Annotated in this window: 19 protein-coding genes; 13 read left to right on the top strand and 6 right to left on the bottom strand. The window is 36.0% G+C overall.

The features are described from left to right. Window positions 1-8: 8 nt before the first annotated feature. The 6 genes from lpdA to HMPREF1208_RS04350 all read left to right on the top strand — a co-directional run bounded on the left by lpdA (window position 9) and on the right by HMPREF1208_RS04350 (window position 6,502). Complete coding sequence (lpdA, locus tag HMPREF1208_RS04375) at window positions 9-1,433, top strand: dihydrolipoyl dehydrogenase (RefSeq protein ID WP_016425145.1); 1,425 nt, start codon at window positions 9-11, stop codon at window positions 1,431-1,433. Between the two features lie 20 nt (window positions 1,434-1,453). Continuing rightward, entirely contained in the window at window positions 1,454-2,443 is a 990-nt protein-coding gene (locus HMPREF1208_RS04370; RefSeq protein ID WP_016425144.1) for a thiamine pyrophosphate-dependent dehydrogenase E1 component subunit alpha, read from the top strand. A 2-nt stretch (window positions 2,444-2,445) separates the two neighbouring features. Continuing rightward, window positions 2,446-3,429 (top strand): alpha-ketoacid dehydrogenase subunit beta, encoded by a 984-nt coding sequence (locus HMPREF1208_RS04365; protein ID WP_016425143.1) that lies wholly within the window; start codon window positions 2,446-2,448, stop codon window positions 3,427-3,429. A gap of 11 nt (window positions 3,430-3,440) precedes the next feature. Continuing rightward, window positions 3,441-4,754 carry a dihydrolipoamide acetyltransferase family protein gene (locus HMPREF1208_RS04360; RefSeq protein ID WP_016425142.1) on the top strand — a complete coding sequence of 438 codons (1,314 nt, stop codon included), beginning with the start codon at window positions 3,441-3,443 and terminating at the stop codon, window positions 4,752-4,754. Between the two features lie 318 nt (window positions 4,755-5,072). After that, window positions 5,073-5,510: a bacilliredoxin BrxB gene (brxB, locus tag HMPREF1208_RS04355; RefSeq protein ID WP_016425141.1), complete on the top strand. Its 438-nt coding sequence runs from the start codon at window positions 5,073-5,075 to the stop codon at window positions 5,508-5,510. A gap of 11 nt (window positions 5,511-5,521) precedes the next feature. Next, window positions 5,522-6,502: an aromatic acid exporter family protein gene (locus HMPREF1208_RS04350; RefSeq protein ID WP_016425140.1), complete on the top strand. Its 981-nt coding sequence runs from the start codon at window positions 5,522-5,524 to the stop codon at window positions 6,500-6,502. A gap of 443 nt (window positions 6,503-6,945) precedes the next feature. On the opposite strand, the gene prli42 is transcribed toward HMPREF1208_RS04350, so the two are convergent. After that, entirely contained in the window at window positions 6,946-7,047 is a 102-nt protein-coding gene (gene prli42 / locus HMPREF1208_RS12040; protein ID WP_155976431.1) for a stressosome-associated protein Prli42, read from the bottom strand. Window positions 7,048-7,368: 321 nt separating this feature from the next. On the opposite strand from prli42, the gene HMPREF1208_RS04345 reads away from it, so the two are divergent. Both HMPREF1208_RS04345 and gndA read left to right on the top strand, forming a co-directional pair. Further along, complete coding sequence (locus HMPREF1208_RS04345) at window positions 7,369-8,484, top strand: tripeptidase T (RefSeq protein WP_016425139.1); 1,116 nt, start codon at window positions 7,369-7,371, stop codon at window positions 8,482-8,484. A 74-nt stretch (window positions 8,485-8,558) separates the two neighbouring features. After that, window positions 8,559-9,962 carry an NADP-dependent phosphogluconate dehydrogenase gene (gene gndA, locus HMPREF1208_RS04340; RefSeq protein ID WP_016425138.1) on the top strand — a complete coding sequence of 468 codons (1,404 nt, stop codon included), beginning with the start codon at window positions 8,559-8,561 and terminating at the stop codon, window positions 9,960-9,962. A 94-nt stretch (window positions 9,963-10,056) separates the two neighbouring features. Here gndA and HMPREF1208_RS04335 read toward each other — a convergent pair whose 3' ends face one another. Beyond that, window positions 10,057-10,914, bottom strand: a complete 858-nt coding sequence (locus HMPREF1208_RS04335) for an AraC family transcriptional regulator (RefSeq protein WP_016425137.1) — start codon at window positions 10,912-10,914, stop codon at window positions 10,057-10,059. A gap of 138 nt (window positions 10,915-11,052) precedes the next feature. Next, window positions 11,053-12,537 (bottom strand): glucose-6-phosphate dehydrogenase, encoded by a 1,485-nt coding sequence (zwf, locus tag HMPREF1208_RS04330; protein WP_016425136.1) that lies wholly within the window; start codon window positions 12,535-12,537, stop codon window positions 11,053-11,055. Window positions 12,538-12,692: 155 nt separating this feature from the next. Between zwf and rnz the strand changes: the two genes are divergently transcribed. Further along, complete coding sequence (rnz, locus tag HMPREF1208_RS04325) at window positions 12,693-13,610, top strand: ribonuclease Z (protein WP_016425135.1); 918 nt, start codon at window positions 12,693-12,695, stop codon at window positions 13,608-13,610. A gap of 305 nt (window positions 13,611-13,915) precedes the next feature. Here the strand turns inward: rnz and proC are convergent, their stop codons facing one another. Further along, window positions 13,916-14,734: a pyrroline-5-carboxylate reductase gene (gene proC, locus HMPREF1208_RS04320; RefSeq protein ID WP_016425134.1), complete on the bottom strand. Its 819-nt coding sequence runs from the start codon at window positions 14,732-14,734 to the stop codon at window positions 13,916-13,918. Window positions 14,735-14,821: 87 nt separating this feature from the next. Between proC and HMPREF1208_RS04315 the strand changes: the two genes are divergently transcribed. Beyond that, window positions 14,822-15,586, top strand: coding sequence for an SDR family NAD(P)-dependent oxidoreductase (locus HMPREF1208_RS04315; RefSeq protein WP_016425133.1), 765 nt, complete (start codon window positions 14,822-14,824; stop codon window positions 15,584-15,586). 1 nt (window position 15,587) lies between these two features. Here HMPREF1208_RS04315 and HMPREF1208_RS04310 read toward each other — a convergent pair whose 3' ends face one another. Then, window positions 15,588-16,499, bottom strand: a complete 912-nt coding sequence (locus HMPREF1208_RS04310) for an aldo/keto reductase (protein WP_016425132.1) — start codon at window positions 16,497-16,499, stop codon at window positions 15,588-15,590. Window positions 16,500-16,578: 79 nt separating this feature from the next. Between HMPREF1208_RS04310 and HMPREF1208_RS04305 the strand changes: the two genes are divergently transcribed. From HMPREF1208_RS04305 to xerD, 3 genes are all read left to right on the top strand, one after another. After that, window positions 16,579-17,121, top strand: coding sequence for an NUDIX hydrolase (locus HMPREF1208_RS04305; protein ID WP_016425131.1), 543 nt, complete (start codon window positions 16,579-16,581; stop codon window positions 17,119-17,121). Window positions 17,122-17,225: 104 nt separating this feature from the next. Then, window positions 17,226-17,690 carry a ferric iron uptake transcriptional regulator gene (gene fur, locus HMPREF1208_RS04300; RefSeq protein ID WP_016425130.1) on the top strand — a complete coding sequence of 155 codons (465 nt, stop codon included), beginning with the start codon at window positions 17,226-17,228 and terminating at the stop codon, window positions 17,688-17,690. 28 nt (window positions 17,691-17,718) lie between these two features. Continuing rightward, window positions 17,719-18,606, top strand: a complete 888-nt coding sequence (gene xerD / locus HMPREF1208_RS04295) for a site-specific tyrosine recombinase XerD (RefSeq protein ID WP_016425129.1) — start codon at window positions 17,719-17,721, stop codon at window positions 18,604-18,606. A gap of 84 nt (window positions 18,607-18,690) precedes the next feature. Here xerD and HMPREF1208_RS04290 read toward each other — a convergent pair whose 3' ends face one another. Further along, window positions 18,691-19,200 (bottom strand): DUF309 domain-containing protein, encoded by a 510-nt coding sequence (locus tag HMPREF1208_RS04290; RefSeq protein ID WP_016425128.1) that lies wholly within the window; start codon window positions 19,198-19,200, stop codon window positions 18,691-18,693. Between the last annotated feature and the right edge of the window lie 16 nt (window positions 19,201-19,216).

Below are 19,216 nucleotides of genomic sequence, written 5' to 3'. Positions count from 1 at the left end.
TAAATATTATGACAAAAGAAAAATATGATGTCGTTATTTTAGGTGGTGGCATTGCAGGTTATTCTGCTGCAATAAGGGCGAGTCAATTAGGAAAAAATGTGGCCTTAGTAGAAAAATCAAAAGTTGGAGGCACATGTTTACATAGGGGATGTATCCCAACAAAATCTTTTCTCAAATCAGCTGAAGTCTATCATTTAATGCAAAATGCCGATCAATATGGTATTCAAGCGGAGCCTTCTACATTTCAATTTAGCCTTCCACAAGTGATGGAGCGTAAAAATCGAATTGTTGAAACAATGTATCAAGGCGTTCAAGGTTTAATGAAGCAACATAAAATCGATGTATTTAATGGGGTCGGTCGCTTGTTAGGTGCCTCTATTTTCACACCACAAAGTGGGACAGTTTCAGTTGAATATGAAGATGGATCTTCTGAATTATTACCTAATGATTATGTTTTGATTGCAACAGGATCAAACCCACTGGCGCTGCCATTTTTACCTTTTGATTACGAGCAAATTTTAAGTAGTGATGACATGATGACGTTAACCGCATTACCTCAGTCAATGACGATTATTGGGGGTGGCGTCATAGGGTTAGAATTTGCATCCTTTTTGAGTAAAGTCGGTGTCAAAGTCTATGTCATAGAGGCAGGTCCAAGAATCCTTCCTACTGAAAGTCAACAGAGCAGTCGTCTGATTCAAAAAGAATTAGAACAACAAGGCGTTACTTTCTATACAAATACAGCACTCAATGAGGAAGATATTGAAATTCATACCGATAAAGTAACTTTTAATGTTGATCAATCTTTCTCTACTGAGAAAGTTCTCGTTTCAATCGGTAGAAGGGTTAATACGCAGGACATAGGACTTAACAATACAAAAGTTGAGCTAAATGAAAAACAGATGATTTTAACGAATGCGTGGATGCAGACTGCGGATCAACATATTTATGCTGCAGGTGATGTGATTGGTCATCTACAATTAGCGCATGTAGGTGCACGAGAAGGCGTTATAGCCGTTGAGCATATGTTTAATGAAAATCCTTTACCAATAAACTATGATCAAATGCCAAAATGTGTTTATACATCACCAGAAATTGCATCTATAGGGGTAAACCAAGAAACAGCTAAACAAAGAGGATTAAACTTTAAAGTTGTTAAGGCACCATTTAGAGCGAACGGTAAAGCGATGATTGAATCAGCCAATCAACCTGAAGGCTTTGCTGAACTTTTATTTGAAAAAGATTCAGAAAGTTTTATTGGTGCGTCACTCGTAGGTCCCCATACGACTGAATTAATTAATGAACTCAGCGTATTACATTTTATGAATGGTTCATCTATAGAATTGGGCTTATCTACACATGCACATCCATCGATTTCTGAATTAATGATGGAACTCGGTCTTAAAATGAATAATCAATCTATCCATATATAGATATAAGGAGGGAAATGAATATGAAAGATTATAAAAGTGTAGGACTAGAAGTTGAGGATTTAAAGGTAATCTATCAAGCGATGGACTTAGGAAGAAAACTTGATGAGCGAATGTGGTTATTAAATCGAGCAGGTAAAATCCCATTCGTAATTAGTTGTCAAGGGCAAGAAGCAACTCAAATTGGGACTGCTTATGCACTACAAAAAGGAGATGTAACAGCCCCTTATTATCGAGACCTCGCACTCGTTACTTATCTAGGGATGACACCATTAGAAACAATGCAATCGGCATTCGGTAAAAGAGATGATATTAGCTCTGGCGGAAAACAAATGCCTTCACATTTTAGTAAAAAAGAAGTAGGAATTATGTCTCAAGGTTCATCTGTTGCCACTCAAATATTACATGCTGTAGGTGCGGCGTTAACATTTAAAATGGATAACAAACAACAGGTCGCATTGACAACACTTGGCGAAGGAAGTTCAAACCAAGGTGACTTTCATGAAGGGCTTAATTTTGCAGGTGTTCACGATTTACCATTTATTTGTTTAATTGAAAATAATAAATATGCTATCTCCGTTTCTAAAGATTTACAGTATGGCGCTGAACAACTTTCAGACCGTGCTAAAGGTTATGGCATGTTTGGTGAAACAGTTGATGGAAATGATCCTATTGCGGTCTATGGGGCTATTAAAGCGGCACGAGAACGCGCGATTAACGGTGAAGGCGCTACACTCATTGAAGCAATGTGTACTCGATTAACTGCACACTCCTCTGACGATGATGACCGTTATCGCTCTAATGAAGAAAAAACGCAAGATAAAGAAAATGATTGTAACTTAAAATTCAAATCTTATCTCATCGATAATGAATTAGTCGATCGGGATTGGTTTGATAAAATCGAGCAAGAAAATCAAGCCATTGTCAATAAAGCAACGAAAGAGGCTGAAGCTTCACCTTATCCTGATGCATCAGAAACTTACCAATATGTCTATGAACAAGGAGGGCTTTAAACATGGCTAAAATCACTTACTTAGAAGCAATTAAACAAGCATTGGATCTTTCATTAGAACAAGACCCTCAAACATTTATATTAGGTGAAGATGTGGGTAAAAAGGGAGGCGTATTTGGTGTTACGGCAGGTTTACAAGATAAATATGGCAAGTATCGTGTATTAGATACACCACTGGCTGAATCAAATATCGTCGGTTCAGCTATAGGTGCAGCCATGATGGGCAAACGTCCTATTGCTGAAATACAATTTGCTGAGTATATTTTACCTGCAACAAACCAAATTATGAGTGAAGCCGCAAAATTACGTTATCGTTCTAATAATGATTGGCACGCACCTCTAACAATTCGTGCGCCGTTTGGTGGCGGCATACATGGTGCTTTATACCACTCCCAAAGTATTGAAAGTGTGTTTGCGTCTACACCAGGTTTAACAGTCGTTATTCCTTCAACACCGTATGATGCGAAAGGTTTGTTACTTGCTTCTATCGCATCTAATGATCCTGTACTCTTTTTTGAACATAAAAAGGCGTATCGATTACTAAAAGAGGAAGTACCTGAAGCGTATTACACTGTACCGTTAGGCAAAGCAGATGTTAAGCGTGAAGGTAATGACATTACAGTATTTTCATACGGGCTTGCAGTGAACTATTGCTTACAAGCCGCTGATATATTAAAAGATGAAAATATTGATGTTGAAGTTGTAGATTTACGTACGGTATATCCAATTGATCAAGAAACGATTGTTCGTTGCGCGAAAAAAACAGGGAAATGCTTGTTAGTTACTGAAGATAATAAAGAAGGCAGTATTTTATCTGAAGTCGCAGCAATTATCGCCGAAAATTGCTTATTTGATTTAGATGCGCCAATTATGCGACTTGCTGGTCCTGATGTGCCAGCAATGCCATTTTCGCCTCCACTCGAAGACGAATTTATGATTAATCCAGATAAAATTAAAAATAAAATGCGTGAACTTGCGCGCTTTTAAGGAGGGTCATCATGGAAATTAAAATGCCAAAACTTGGAGAAAGTGTCCATGAAGGAACGATTGAACAATGGCTAGTCAATGAAGGCGATCAAATTGAAGAATATGATCCTTTATGCGAAGTTATTACAGATAAAGTTACAGCCGAAGTACCTTCTTCATATACTGGTACAATCACTAAAATTATTGCGCAAGCAGGCGAAACAATTGAAGTCGGTGCAGTGATATGTGAAATGGAAGTGGCAAATCATGATGCAGATTCCTCTGTAAGTACATCTAGTGAGCAACAAGAAGCATCAGGAACGACTGAAGCAGTTCATGCACCTCAATCTGTGACTTCTAATCAAGATAAGGCGGGTACTAAAGTTAAAAATAACGGCCGTTTCTCACCAGTCGTATTTCGTCTGGCATCGGAACATAATATTGATTTAGCAAATGTAGAAGGCACCGGTTTTGAAGGTCGTGTGACAAAGAAAGATATTGAAGCGTATATCGCAGGTCAAGGTACTACATCACAAGCTACGCAAACATCACAAACTTCTGGAACACACAACCAAACTGTTGAAGAACCCGTCGTTCAGGAGCTAGCTACAAGTCATGAGAATACGCATGTCTTTTCACATGACAACCATTCACAAGCTATTCCAATTAACGGTGTTCGCAGACAAATTGCTAAAAAAATGGTACAAAGTGTTCAAGAAATTCCACACGCTTGGATGAAAGTAGAAGTGGATGCCACTGAATTAACTAAAACTAGAAATCACTATAAAGGACAGTTTAAAGCACAGGAAGGCTATAATTTAACTTATTTTGCCTTTTTTGTAAAAGCTGTCGCTGAAGCTTTGAAAAAATATCCACTTCTCAATAGTACGTGGCATGAAAATGAAATTATTCTTCATTCAGATGTGAATATTTCAATCGCTGTCGCACATGAAGATAAACTATTCGTACCTGTTATTCACCATGCAGACGAAAAATCCATCAAAGGCATTGCGCGTGAGATCAATGAATTAGCACAAAAAGCACGTCGCCATCAATTAACACATGAAGATATGCAAGGTGGTACTTTTACTGTCAATAATACAGGGACTTTCGGTTCTGTAAGCTCTATGGGCATTATTAATCATCCACAAGCTGCAATACTTCAAGTAGAATCCATTGTGAAACGACCTGTTGTCATTGATGATATGATTGCAATCCGTCAAATGGTCAATCTCTGTCTCTCTTTAGATCATCGTATACTTGATGGTTTACAAGCAGGACAATTTCTAAATGAAGTCAAACAACGTATTGAAAGCTACACTTTAGAGCATACGCAAATATATTAATCTGTAAATAACGAATCAAACCTATAACACAAGCTAAAATCATTCGTTACACATAGAAAGTACAATGCAAGTTATTTAAATAAGCATCAACATTTTATATAAACATTAAAAAGAAAAGGTTGGGCATGGCGCGCTCAGCTTTTTCTTTTTATAAAAATAAACACATCTGCTTTTGGTGGATGATACAGGGAATCATATAGGATACCTTCTATATAAATGTTTTCTCGACATTAAAAGCGAACATAGAATGATTGCAGTCCACATGAACGTTTAGTAAAATAAAAATAGTTCAAGCCTAATGTATGGAGGAATGTCAAAATGGATTTAAATTTTGATTTATATATGAATAATGTCGTTCAGCAAGCGCGTTCAGAAATGGACCATGCTGGTTATGAACAATTAACGACAGAAGAAGAAGTGGATCAAGTTTTCAAACAAGAGGGTACAACTTTAGTCATGGTGAATTCTGTTTGTGGCTGTGCAGGAGGAATTGCACGTCCAGCTGCAATGCACGCTTTACATTACGATGTATTACCTGACCGTCTTGTTACAGTATTTGCGGGCCAAGATAAAGAAGCGACACAACGTGCAAGAGATTATTTCGAAGGGTATGCACCATCTAGTCCTTCTTTTGCGCTGATGAAAGATGGCAAAATTACTGAAATGGTGGAACGCCACCAAATCGAGGGACACGATACAATGGATGTCATCACTCAATTGCAACGTTTGTTTGATCGCTACTGTGTTGAAAAGTAGGGTGACGTCGCATGTTACGTTTAAATCCATATCGTATCGGATTAAGAACGATTAAAACTGCGATAGGCATGGCACTAGGTGTAATCATTGCACAGCTTTTAGGGTTGGATAATTACGCATCTAGTGCTATTTTAGTTGTTTTATGTATCAAAGATACAAAAATGAACTCTGTACACGCCATCGTTTCTCGTTTTATTTCCTGTCTTATCGCTATCGCCTTTGGAGCAACAATTTTCACTTTACTCGGTCAACATGCTTGGGTACTCGGCTTAATTGTTTTATTTTTTATTCCTACAACAGTAATGATTAATATGCAAGAAGGTGTCGTCACAAGTATTGTCATTTTACTTCACTTTTTTAATGCAAAAGTAATAAATTTTGACCTTGTTATTAATGAGATTTTATTGTTGATCGTTGGCTTATCCATCGCTTTTACAATGAATACGATTATGCCAAATCTCGATCACGCATTATCTAAATATAAGCGAGAGATAGAAGCTCAAATTAAACGGATTTTTTATGTTTACAGCGATGCTTGTGCTCAACATAATAATCATCCTAATGTTTCATTTAATTCTCTTTCTAAAACAATACAAGAAGCAAAATCACTCGCTTTTAGGGATGTTAAAAATCACTTTGTACGTAATGAAAATAGTTACTATCATTATTTCGACATGCGAGAAGACCAAGTTGAAATTTTAAAACGGATAAAGGACCATATCGAACATATTCATGCTGATGATGTTATGAGTGCGCGTGTCTCTCATTTATTTAAAGAAATGGCGGAAAATGTGAATGAAAATAACTATACTGCGTTACGCCTTCACACACTTTACCAAATTCGTTTGGAAATCGAACAATTGCCTTTACCCACTACGCATGAAGAGCTTCATACGCGCTCAAGTATGATACAAATTTTATATGATACTGAAGAGTATTTAACGATTAAATCTAAATTTGGATCACTTAAAATGCACCACGAAGTTCAATAGTAGTCTGAATTATCCCATAAAAGAAATATAAAAGAATCTGGGACATAAATACCAAAATAAATAGCTCGAAGATGATTTTGATAAAAATCCTCTTCGAGCTTCCTTTTTATTGTCATGCTTCGTATTATATAGGCTCGCTTTCCGAGGGGACAGCCTCAGCCTGTAGTCTTCGGCTCGTCCTGTTCCCTCAGGAGTCTCGCTATAAATACTTCGCTTATATATGTAATCATTCACCATTATCCTTTAAAAAATAAGGCACTTTCGTATAATTTAATTAATCACAACAAAAACTAAACTAACGAGGTGCCTAAGGAAATTAGTCGCATCTAGTGCGGCTAAACTGATGATAAAAGGAAAAAAATCCGAGATTTTTCGTTTTTTACGAAAACCTCGGATTTCATCGATTATTGAGACAATTTTGTCTCAGGCTCTTTTAACATCCACTACATGCTTAACAAAGGTGCGACACCTGTTAAAATAAGTGACGCGACGATAGCTAAAAGCATGACAATTAATAAAACTTTTCTAACCTTTTTGTTTAACAAAATCTACGCCTCCAAGTCATCATCTCGAAATTTGACTATACAAACATGGTTTTAAAAATGACATCAACTGTACTTCATCCCTCGATGAAAACCATCGATAACATCATAATAAATAGCCAATTCATTGATATTTACGTTTAATACGCCATTATTAAATGAACTTAATACCGTTGACGCTTATCATCAATGACTAATAACGAAATTATAACATTCATTAATTCAAAACGCCAAAGCAATTTTAACTCTGATTTAAAATTAGATATTTTGCATAATGAGGGTTTTTCGATAAAATGACATTAAAGTTCAAAGGAAGGTGACATAATGGTTAATGAAGAAAGATTGTTAAATACATTTCTTGAATTAGTACAAATTGATTCTGAAACAGGGCATGAAGAAATCATTCAACCCATCCTAAAACGTAAATTCGAGGCTTTAGGATTAAAAGTTGTTGAAGACCAAGCACAACAAGAAACAGGATTTGGTGCAAATAATTTAATCTGTACATTACCAGCCACTCATACAGAGTATGACAAAATTTATTTTACGAGTCACATGGATACTGTGGAGCCAGGTCGAAACGTGAAGCCTATTATCAAAGAAAATGGTTTTATTTATTCAGATGGAACTACTGTTTTAGGGGCAGATGACAAAGCAGGTTTAGCGGTTATATTTGAAGTTCTTGAAGTGATACAAGAGCAAAATCTTCAACACGGACAAATTCAATTTGTGATTACAGTCGGAGAAGAATCAGGCTTAGTAGGGGCTAAAGCATTAAGAAAAGACGATCTAGATGCTGATTATGGATATGCTATTGATTCTTCAGTTCCTGTCGGACATATCACTACTGGGGCGCCTTATCAATCAAAAGTCAATGCAACAATTCATGGTAAAAAAGCACATGCGAGTACCCCTGAAGAAGGTATTAGTGCTATCAATATTGCAGCGAAAGCCATCAGTCAAATGAAATTAGGGCAAATTGATCACGAAACAACAGCAAATATTGGAAAGTTCCAAGGGGGCGGGCCGACAAATGTCGTCACTGATCTCGTGAATATATGGGCAGAAGTACGTTCTCATTCAAAAGAAAAATTAGATGCACAAATCGAACATATGGAGAAAACCTTTCAATCGACTGCTGAGCAATTTAATTGTCACGCAGAAGTTGAAACTTCACTCTCTTATCCAGGCTTTCGAATTCAGCCTGAAGACAAAGTGTATCAAATTGCTGAACAAGCTTCTCGTGCGCTTGGCTTTGATATGCAAGTCAATGTCGGTGGGGGCGGTTCAGACGGTAACATCATTAATAAATTAGGCATTCCTTCTGTCATTTTAGGTGTTGGCTATGAAAAAATACACACAACTGACGAACGTATTTCAACACAATCTTTAAATGATTTAGCAAATTACGTCCTTAAAATCATTGAAATCGCTAAATAAGATTGCGAAAGTGTTTCATGACTTATTATATGGTACAATAAGTCCGTAATTTATAAATAAGAGAGGTTAGTAAAATGACACAACAAATTGGTGTAGTAGGTTTAGCCGTAATGGGTAAAAACCTAGCTTGGAATATTGAATCCCGTGGCTACAGTGTATCAGTATTTAATCGTTCTTCTGAAAAAACAGATTTAATGGTTGAAGAATCAAAAGGAAAAAACATTGTTCCAACATATTCAATTGAAGAATTTGTAAATTCTTTAGAAAAACCACGTAAAATATTATTAATGGTTAAAGCTGGTGAAGCTACAGATAAAACAATCGAAAGTTTATTACCTTTACTTGATAATGACGATATTTTAATTGATGGTGGCAATACAAACTATTTAGATACGATTCGTAGAAATAAAGCATTAGCTGAAAGTGGTATTAACTTTATCGGCATGGGTGTTTCTGGCGGTGAAGTCGGTGCCTTAACTGGTCCTTCAATGATGCCTGGTGGACAAAAAGAAGCTTATGAGAAAGTGGCAGACATTTTAGAAGCTATCTCTGCTAAAGCGAAAGACGGTACACCTTGTGTGACTTATATTGGACCAAACGGCGCTGGTCATTACGTTAAAATGGTACACAATGGTATCGAGTATGCAGATATGCAACTTATTGCTGAAAGTTATATCATTATGAAAGATTTACTCGGTATGCAACATGAAGAGATTTCTCAAACATTCAAATCTTGGAATGCTGGCGAGTTAGAAAGTTATCTTATTGAAATCACTGGAGATATCTTCACGAAATTAGATGAAAATGGCGATCCGCTTGTTGAAAAAATCATGGACCAAGCTGGACAAAAAGGGACTGGTAAATGGACATCGATTAACGCTTTAGAATTAGGAGCGCCATTAACAATCATTACTGAATCTGTATTTGCACGTTTTATTTCTTCATTAAAAACACAACGTGTCAATGCTTCAAAACTTTTAAATGGTCCTTCTGCTTCATTTGAAGGGGATAAAGAAGCATTTCTTGAAAAAATCCGTCGCGCTTTATACATGAGTAAAATTTGTTCATATGCGCAAGGATTTGACCAAATGAAATCTGCAAGTGAAGATAATAATTGGAATTTACAATTAGGCGAACTTGCGATGATTTGGAGAGAAGGTTGTATCATTCGTGCGCAATTCTTACAAAAAATTAAAGATGCATACGACAAAGACAATCAATTACAAAATCTTTTATTAGATGATTACTTTAAGGATATCGTTACAGAATATCAATCTGCTTTGCGTGATGTCGTGGCAACAAGTGTTCAAAACGGTATTGCAATTCCTGGTTTTGCAGCAAGTATTAACTACTATGATAGTTATCGTTCAGCTGAATTACCTGCCAACTTAATCCAAGCACAACGCGATTACTTTGGTGCACACACTTACCAACGTAAAGATAAAGAAGGTACATTCCATACACACTGGACAGAGTAATCCATTTTGGATGATATCAAATGATTAAAAAAGAGACTCCGCAAGCAATAAGTTGCGAGTCTCTTTTTAGTATCTTTATTTGTAACTTCAAATATTACTCATCGTCAATATTGACTGGTACGCAAAGTTGCACTTTCGTAAATGGATCCTCAAAAGAAATCTCAAATGGATAAATTTCAACGTAAAGACTATTACGTTCAAAAGGTAAAGTCAGTTGTAAACTGGTTTCTATGTAATGCCACGCTTCACTCGTGACATAATCAATCTCTCCTTGTAAATTAAACAATGCAAATTGACGTTCAGCAAAGAAACGATCTTCTAAATGTGCAGGCAAACGCTCACTTGGCACACCTACAAAAACTTCCAAGCCCTGATCTAAAGGACAGCTTACAACAAATAATTCGCTAGGACTGCGATCATTATAACGTATCATATCTTTCAATCGGCCATCTGCTTTCAAATCCTCAAGAAAGTCAGGCACAATAAAATGATTATCTAATTCATTTGAAGGGATAAAACGAGAGTGCCCCACTAAAGTAAAGCCTCCCATATTATCGAGACGATAAGGAAGTGGGGGACGAGAAGTCGTTGATAATTTCAAATACAATCTTTCTTGCATTTTCAATTGGTCTTGCTTCAATTTAGCTTGTAACGGTGAAACCCCATGATAATCACTAAAATCATGTGCAAAATCATTTACATCTTCATAATGATAGCGTTTAGCCACATTGATTAAACGATTTGCACCTTGAATTAAATCTTTGGCAGCTAACGTTAATCGTCTCGCTCGACAATATTCACGAGGGGTTTGGCCTATAATCATCGTAAAAGATTGTTCTAAATGATAAGGAGAAATTTCAACGTATTCACTTAACGTTTGCAAATCAAACGATTCTAAAAGATGATCTTCCATATAGACTATAGCACGTTGCAACTGTTTGATAACGTCCAAAATTTTCACTCCCTATACTCTTAAAACTCACGACGCACGATTTTTCGTATCTAGTTATCAATTATATAACAAAAAACAGCTAAGTGATACTAAAACCGTATCTCTTAGCTCATTTTCTATTAGCCTTATGTTTTTAAATTATTGAATGTCATTCCACCATTTAAAACCATCTCTACTTAACAATAAATCACTATCTAACGGACCATCTGTTCCAGATTCATAGTTAGGAAATTCTGGTTCAAATTTGTCCCAAGCTTCTTGAATTGAATCGACAAATTTCCATGTTGATTTCAATTCTTCCCAATGCGTAAAGTTTGTCGCATCGCCTTTTAAGCAATCATACAACAAGTTTTCATATGCATCGACAGTATTCATTTTATCTTGTGCACTCATCGCATAAGACAATTGAACGGGTTCAGTTTCAATTCCTTGTACATATTTTTTACCGTTCAAGTGAATAGAAACACCTTCGTTCGGTTGAATATTGATAACAAGCAAATTAGAATCTAAATGTTTATCTTTTTGATAATAAAGGTTCATCGGAACTTCTTTAAATTCAACCACGACTTGAATGGATTTACGTTTTAGACGTTTACCGGTACGGATATAAAATGGAACGCCAGCCCATCTAAAGTTATCAATGAGCACTTTCCCAGAAACGAAAGTTGGCGTCTTAGAATCAGAAGCTACTTTATCTTCTTCACGATACGCTTTCACTTGTTGACCGTCAATCGTTCCACGATCATATTGACCTCTAACAAACTGTTGGCGTACTTCTTCTGGTTTTAATACGTGCATAGATTTTAATACTTTAACTTTTTCTGCTCGAATGTCAGCACTATTCAAACTAATAGGTGGCTCCATTGCCAATAATGCTACCATTTGTAGCATATGGTTTTGCACCATATCTTTCAAAGCACCGCTAGATTCATAATAGCCACCACGATCTTCAACACCTAATATTTCTGATGAAGTGACTTGAATATTGGAAATATATTTATTATTCCATAAAGGTTCAAACATCGCATTACTAAAACGTAAAACTTCAATATTTTGAACCATATCTTTTCCTAAATAGTGGTCAATTCTAAAAATTTCTTCTTCTTTGAAAGAACGTCGTATTTGTTTATTTAATTCTTCCGCTGATTTTAAATCACTACCGAAAGGCTTCTCAATGACTAAACGTTTAAAGCCTTTTGTGTTTGTTAAGCCAGAAGATTTTAGATAATCTGTTACGATGCCAAAAAATTGGGGCGCCATCGCAAGATAAAAGACACGGTTCCCCCTTAAAGAGAATGTACGATCTAAAGATTCACTTAACTCTAAAAGTGTTTGATAACTTGCTTCATCATTCACATCATGGGGTTGATAAAAGATATGTTGCATAAATTTGTCTAAATGTTTTGTATCTTGGACATGCGCTTGAATAGATGCTTTTACTTGTGCTCTAAAATCATCGTTAGTCAATTGACGTCTACCGATACCAATAATCGCTACTCTTTCATCTAAATTATCTTGTTGATAGAGATGAAAAAGGGAAGGGAATAATTTACGGTGACTTAAATCACCAGTTGCGCCGAATATGGTAATAAGCGCTGGAATATGATTATTTGTCTTATTCAAGATTCAAAACCTCAATTCTTTTTATATTAAATATGTGTACATTATAAAGCATATCGCCCATAATGACATACAATTCTGCTTTAAGCACATACAGTCAGATTTCGTTACCGATTCATCGGCAATTATGGTAATATAACGCTAAGGAGGCACGAAGCATGGAAATTACATTTTTTGGTACCAGTGCAGGGTTACCTACTAAAGAGCGTCATACACAATCTATCGCTTTAAAACTCGAGCCTTATTTAACAGATATTTGGCTTTTTGATGTGGGCGAAGCAACCCAACACCAAATACTCCACCATTCCATTAAACTCGGAAAAGTCAGTCACATTTTTATCACACATATGCATGGTGATCATGTTTTCGGCTTACCGGGCGTTTTAACCAGTCGTTCATTTCAAGGTGGAGAATCAAAGCCACTGACTGTAATTGGGCCAAAAGGCATTAAAGATTTTATTGAATACAATTTATCATTAACTTATTCACATTTAAATTATCCGTTACACATTATCGAAATAGACAAGCGTCTTGATTTAAGTATTAATCATTTTGAAGTCAATGCTAGGCCTTTAAACCATGGTATCCCTTGCTACGGATATCGTATTAAGGCACCGAATACGCCAGGAAAATTAGACGTTTTAAAATTAAAAGCGTTAGGTATTCCGCCAGGCCCGCTCTATCAAAAGATTAAGTCTCAAGATACATTTGAATATGAGGGCAAAACTTATGATGCGAATCAATTCAAAGGACCTGAAAAAACAGGGAAAACCATTGCTATTTTTGGTGATACAAAACCGAGTGAGCATGCACTTGAACTTGCACATCACGTTGATGTATTAGTTCATGAATCCACATATATTGAAGGCGATAAGTCATTAGCCAATGCTTATCATCATAGTCATATTGAAGATGTCCTTCAATTAATGGCAGATGGTCAAGTTAAGCATGGGTTGCTGACGCACTTAAGTGGACGCTACACTAAAGAAGACATTCAATTGATAGAAGCACAAATTCAAGCTGAATCTGAACAATCGTTTCAGTTTGTTGAAGATTTTGATAGTTATACATTTTAATAGCAATCTCGCTAACAATAAATTACGTCCGAGACATAAAATTCTTGAAAGCCTTGCATTTATGATCTCGCTGCGTGAGAGCTGAAGTCTTAACTCAATTTGGATTAATCGAAGCAGAAAGGCTAGAACAGGACAGCCGAAGTATACAGTCTGAGGCAGTCACCTTGGAAGGTAAAGTCATACAATACGAAGTTTTATCATGAAAATAAAGCGCTAAGACGATTTTCTAGTAAAATTCATCTTAGCGCTACTTATTTTAGAATTAATATCCTAGCCTCAATACTTATATATGAAACCTTTTATAATTACATATCATCTTCTTGCGCTGATAATTCAATACTACGATTGACAGCCGCATTCAAGCAATCTTCAAATATACCTTCTAAATTATATTCAGATAATGCATTTAATCCAGCTTGTGTCGTACCACCTTTTGAAGTGATATTTTTTCTTAATTGTTCCATGCTCAAATCAGAACGCTCAATCATCTTACTCGTGCCTATAATCAACTCGCGTATAGACTCTTCTACTTGAGCTCTTTCAAGACCTAATTTTGTACCTGCCATCACATATTGTTCGAACACATGATATAAAAATGCAGGACCACTTCCTGTTATTGCAGTGACTTGGTGCAAATGTGCTTCTTGAACTTCGATTGCAGACCCAAATGCATTGATGACTTCTAAAACTTCTTCTTTAGAAGTTGGACCAAAATTCGAAGAGAAACTCACACCGGTCACAGAATGGCCGACATGTGCATTTGTATTTGGCATAATACGTGCAATCGGAGCATGCGTATCAAGTTTTTGTTTAATATAAGAAATCGGTAGTCCTGCCATGATTGAAATGAATTTATTTTGATTATGAATATTTCCTTTAATGCGTGTAGCAAGTTGATCAAAATCGTGTGGTTTTGATCCAAGAAAAACATAATCGGCATCTTTTAATAAGGCTTCATCATCATAACTATATTGAATCCCTAAATTTTCTTGATAAGATTGCAACATTTCTTCATTCGTACGGTTCGTTAAATAAATATCCTCAGGCGCCAAAATTTTTGAATTAATAATACCCGTAAAAATAGCATGTGCCATATTGCCAGCACCATAAAAAACGATTTTCATACGACATTTCACTTCCTTATTTAGTACTTTTACATTACAGTTATTCATAACGTTATGGGAACGATTTAAAAGATAAAGGGTGATTTTATGCAAAAACCACATTTTATTATGACTGGTAGTACGAGTGGTCTCGGATTCGCATTGGCTCAAGCCATGCTTCAAGACTGCTGTGAATTAACATTAATTGTACGGGATATTAACAAAGCACGTGCGTACTTTTCAAATCAGAATGTGCATTTGATTGAATGCGACCTTTCTAATATCCAACAAGTACGTGAGATCAATCATCAATTCAACCCAGACATCCAATATGACGGGCTTATTCATTGTGCTGGTTTAGGCTATTTTAAATCATTGCTTGAGCATGAAGATGCTGAAGTAGTAGAGACTTACCAAATCAATATCGTGTATTTTGCGATTTTACTTAAACGATGCGCACCATTCTTTAAAGCCCATGCAAGTGTTGTAGGCATCAGTAGCCTCGCTGCATTTGCTACACAACCTTATGCTGCTCATTATGGTGGCAGTAAAGCAGCGCTTAATCATCTGCTTAATGCGTTGCGAATGGAACAGCCTAATTGGCACGTTATGACAGTAAACGTAGGGCCGATTCAAACACCTTTTCATGGTAAGGCGGATCCATCAGGGCAATATGCCCATCAAGTGAAACGAATCATGCTACAACCCGAATTTGTAGCAACGCAAATCATCAAAGCGATGAAACAAAAGAAAATTGAAGTCAATCTTCCGAAAGGGCTCCACTTAATGTTGAAATGGTATCAACTTGCTCCCAGATGGATTGAAAAATTTGCCAAACCTCTTTTTCTAGGTAAGAAAAGGAAGGGTTTTTAAGTTACATTTCCCAATGTTCTGCATAATGAAGGCGTTTGACAACATCCATTGCAGCTTGAAGTTGTTCGTTAGTAACCGTTGAATGATACTGTTGAATATTTTCACGCAATTGCTCAGGTGTACTCGCACCAACGATAATCGATCCTAATACTGCGTGAGACTTTAAGAATTCAAAGGCAAGCGCAGTAAGCTGAGGATTAATCTGTTGAAGCGACTGAATTGTTTGTTTCAATTCATCGAAACTGTAATCAAAAATGCCTTCTTTAAATTTATGATTTAAAGTGACTTCCGCTTTGTTGGTGAGCAATCCTTTAAAAACTGGGCCTCTAGCTAAAAGTTTCACACCTTTTTGATTAATCTCGTCAAGTAAATCGAGCGGGCGATTATCAATTAAATTAAATTGCGACATGATCGTTTCAATTTGGCTATGTTCCAAATAGTAACGAATAACATTAGGGCGTATAGATGAAATACCGTAGGCTTTGATCAATCCTTCTTGCTTTAATTCATCAAATGCACTAATCGTTTCGTCTAATGGATCTTCAATTGTTCCACCATGAAGCATGTAGAGGTCAAGTTTTTCTAAGCCAAGTCTTTTTAAAGATTGTTTCACATTATTTTTAATATATTTTTTTGAAGGGTCCCAAAAAGTTTCTCCGTTATCTTTCAAGTGATTGCCGACTTTTGTTCCAATAACAATATCACCGTTTTGTTGATATTTTTTTAATATTTTCCCAACAATCTTTTCATTTTCACCTTTATCGTAAATATCTGCCGTATCAAAATAGGTAATACCCGCTTCAATAGCTGTCTCTATAATTTTAGAAGCATCACTTTCATCTGTACCTAGACTCATACATCCCAATCCTAATTCTGACAAAGTCAGACCACTTTTCAACGTGTTTTTTTGCATGTTAAAGCTCCTTCCGATAAAATTTATGTATACTAATGATAGCAAACTGTGAGAAAAATTGAAAAGGGGCATATCACTGATGAATTTTGAAGAAAAAACAATATCAAAAGAAACGATTTATGAAGGCAAAATTATAAATGTAGAGAAACATGAAGTCCGCTTACCCAATCAAAAAACAGCCTATAGAGAAATCGTAAAACATAATGGTGCCGTTGCGATTTGCGCTGTAACACCAGAAAATGAAGTCATTCTAGTGAAGCAATATCGCAAACCTTTAGAACAAACATTACTAGAAATACCTGCTGGAAAGCTTGAACCTGGTGAAGATAGAAAAGAAGCGGCAATGAGAGAACTTGAAGAAGAAACAGGTTATCGAACTGACCGATTAGATTTGATTGGCGAAGTTTATGGGACACCTGGTTTTGCAGATGAAAAAATATCTATTTATTTTACGGACTCACTCCAAAAGGGCACTGTTCATTTGGATGAAGATGAGTTTGTTGAGAAAGTTCATTTTTCGATGGCCGATGTTAAAAATGCAGTAGAAACACATGAAATAGAAGATGCTAAAACACTGATTGCATTCCAATATCTATTATTACATTATAATCATTCTAAATAAATAACCGATATGAGTTGCTTTTTTTCTCAATTACTGGTAATTTATAACAAGTAAAACAATCAATTTGTAATAATTATAATTTTCAGTAGAGGGGTGAGGCTTCCGTGGAGGAAAGACTTAATCGCGTGAAGCAACAGTTACAACAGTCTTCATATAAGTTAACACCACAACGTGAAGCAACGGTGCGTGTTTTAATTGAAAATGAGACTGATCATTTAAGTGCCGAAGATGTTTACTTAAAAGTAAAAGAAAAAGCACCTGAAATTGGTTTAGCCACTGTTTACCGTACACTAGAACTTTTAGCAGATTTAAAAGTCGTGGATAAGGTGAGCTTTGGTGATGGTGTTGCACGTTTTGATTTACGAAAAGAGGGCTCTAAACATTTTCATCACCATCTTGTTTGTATGGAGTGTGGTAGAGTAGATGAAATAGAAGAAGACTTATTACCACAAGTAGAAGAACGTGTTGAAAATGAATTTAATTTTAAGATTTTAGATCACAGACTTACATTTCATGGTATTTGTGAAGCGTGTCAAAAAGAGGGCAAAGGCACGAAAGCGCAAATGTAATGATATTGACAAGAATTGAGGTCAATGCATGGAAGAAATTCGAGATGAATATTTAAGATTTATTCAAATAGAAAAAGGTTTGTCCAACAATACAATCGCTGCGTATCGTCGTGATCTTAACCACTATTTAAACTATTTGAATGAGCAAAAAATTACTCATTTAAATTTTGTTAATCGGCAAATCATTCAAGAGTGGTTTGGTTTTTTACATGACGAAGGACATTCAGCGAAATCCATCGCAAGATTCACTTCGACAATTCGAAGCTTTCATCAATTTGCTTTGAGAGAAGGCTATACGACGCACGATCCAACAGTCCTTATTGCGACACCCAAATATGATAGAAAGTTACCTGATGTGCTATCTATTGATGAGGTTGACCAATTATTAATGACACCTGACACTTCAAAAATTAACGGTTATCGTGATAAAACAATGCTAGAACTTTTATATGCGACTGGGATGCGTGTATCTGAACTTATTCATATAGAAGTCCAAGATGTCAATCTTATCATGGGCTTTGCAAAAGTGTTTGGTAAAGGAAGCAAAGAAAGAATTGTGCCTTTAGGTGAAACGGTCATCGATTGTTTAGCACATTATATACAAGAGATAAGACCACAATTGTTAAAACATACGACTACCCATGTTTTATTTTTAAATATGCATGGTAAGCCAATGTCAAGACAAGGCGTGTGGAAGATGATTAAGCAAGTTGGGCTTAAAGCAGGCATTACCAAAAGACTAACACCACATACATTACGTCATTCATTTGCCACACATTTATTGGAGAATGGCGCTGATTTGCGTGCGGTACAAGACATGTTAGGACATTCAGATATTTCTACAACACAATTGTATACGCATGTGACTAAAAATCAGATTCGTAAGATTTACCAAGACTATCATCCTAGAGCTTAGTACTTTATTCGAAGTTAGCGTTTGGGCTTTAGAGATGAAAGTATAAAAGGAATAAAACAGAAGTTCATTTAAGAATCATCTGTTTTATTCCTTTTTTCTTTGTGTAAGTGCGTGGTGACGTGCTGCGATAACCTCTGTCCGATCTCTCAGTTGATGATGATGTAAAATATAAGGCGTACTGACAACATGCTTCGTTACACAATAATTCGGAAACTCACTTTCAATTTGTTGTTCCATTTCTTCTGTCAGAGGCAGTTGAATCGGAGAAAAAGGGATTTCTAGAGAAGTCGCGCTTATTAAATGCTTTAATACTTCCTTATATTCTGCAATATTTAAACCTAAATATACCAGTTCATTCGGTTTATAGGATTGAATGATTTGATAAGCTTTATTAAAGGTTTTGTGGGCGCCTTTATAGTTACCTCTACGATAGTGATAACATCCTGTAGCCAATAGGATTAAACTTACAACCGCATCTTGTTTCGTAAACTCAGATTGTAGTTTCCACGCCTCCTCTAAAATATCATGGCATAAAAAATAATGCTGTTCATAATGAAATTGATAATAAAAATGAACTAAATCACTTTCTTTCATTTTATCACTCCAAAAA

This window comes from Staphylococcus sp. HGB0015 (genome assembly GCF_000411275.1).
GTDB classification, from domain to species: domain Bacteria; phylum Bacillota; class Bacilli; order Staphylococcales; family Staphylococcaceae; genus Staphylococcus; species Staphylococcus schleiferi.
Note: the sequence above shows the minus strand (reverse complement) of the source record. Positions and strands in the feature narration are given on the sequence as shown.

What these genes read in the sequence shown, in the direction of transcription:
- lpdA (WP_016425145.1), top strand. Translation starts at nt 9, where the DNA reads ATGACAAAAGAAAAATATGATGTCGTTATTTTAGGTGGTGGCATTGCA.
- HMPREF1208_RS04370 (WP_016425144.1), top strand. Translation starts at nt 1,454, where the DNA reads ATGAAAGATTATAAAAGTGTAGGACTAGAAGTTGAGGATTTAAAGGTA.
- HMPREF1208_RS04365 (WP_016425143.1), top strand. Translation starts at nt 2,446, where the DNA reads ATGGCTAAAATCACTTACTTAGAAGCAATTAAACAAGCATTGGATCTT.
- HMPREF1208_RS04360 (WP_016425142.1), top strand. Translation starts at nt 3,441, where the DNA reads ATGGAAATTAAAATGCCAAAACTTGGAGAAAGTGTCCATGAAGGAACG.
- brxB (WP_016425141.1), top strand. Translation starts at nt 5,073, where the DNA reads ATGGATTTAAATTTTGATTTATATATGAATAATGTCGTTCAGCAAGCG.
- HMPREF1208_RS04350 (WP_016425140.1), top strand. Translation starts at nt 5,522, where the DNA reads ATGTTACGTTTAAATCCATATCGTATCGGATTAAGAACGATTAAAACT.
- HMPREF1208_RS04345 (WP_016425139.1), top strand. Translation starts at nt 7,369, where the DNA reads ATGGTTAATGAAGAAAGATTGTTAAATACATTTCTTGAATTAGTACAA.
- gndA (WP_016425138.1), top strand. Translation starts at nt 8,559, where the DNA reads ATGACACAACAAATTGGTGTAGTAGGTTTAGCCGTAATGGGTAAAAAC.
- rnz (WP_016425135.1), top strand. Translation starts at nt 12,693, where the DNA reads ATGGAAATTACATTTTTTGGTACCAGTGCAGGGTTACCTACTAAAGAG.
- proC (WP_016425134.1), bottom strand. Translation starts at nt 14,734, where the DNA reads ATGAAAATCGTTTTTTATGGTGCTGGCAATATGGCACATGCTATTTTT.
- HMPREF1208_RS04315 (WP_016425133.1), top strand. Translation starts at nt 14,822, where the DNA reads ATGCAAAAACCACATTTTATTATGACTGGTAGTACGAGTGGTCTCGGA.
- HMPREF1208_RS04310 (WP_016425132.1), bottom strand. Translation starts at nt 16,499, where the DNA reads ATGCAAAAAAACACGTTGAAAAGTGGTCTGACTTTGTCAGAATTAGGA.
- HMPREF1208_RS04305 (WP_016425131.1), top strand. Translation starts at nt 16,579, where the DNA reads ATGAATTTTGAAGAAAAAACAATATCAAAAGAAACGATTTATGAAGGC.
- xerD (WP_016425129.1), top strand. Translation starts at nt 17,719, where the DNA reads ATGGAAGAAATTCGAGATGAATATTTAAGATTTATTCAAATAGAAAAA.
- HMPREF1208_RS04290 (WP_016425128.1), bottom strand. Translation starts at nt 19,200, where the DNA reads ATGAAAGAAAGTGATTTAGTTCATTTTTATTATCAATTTCATTATGAA.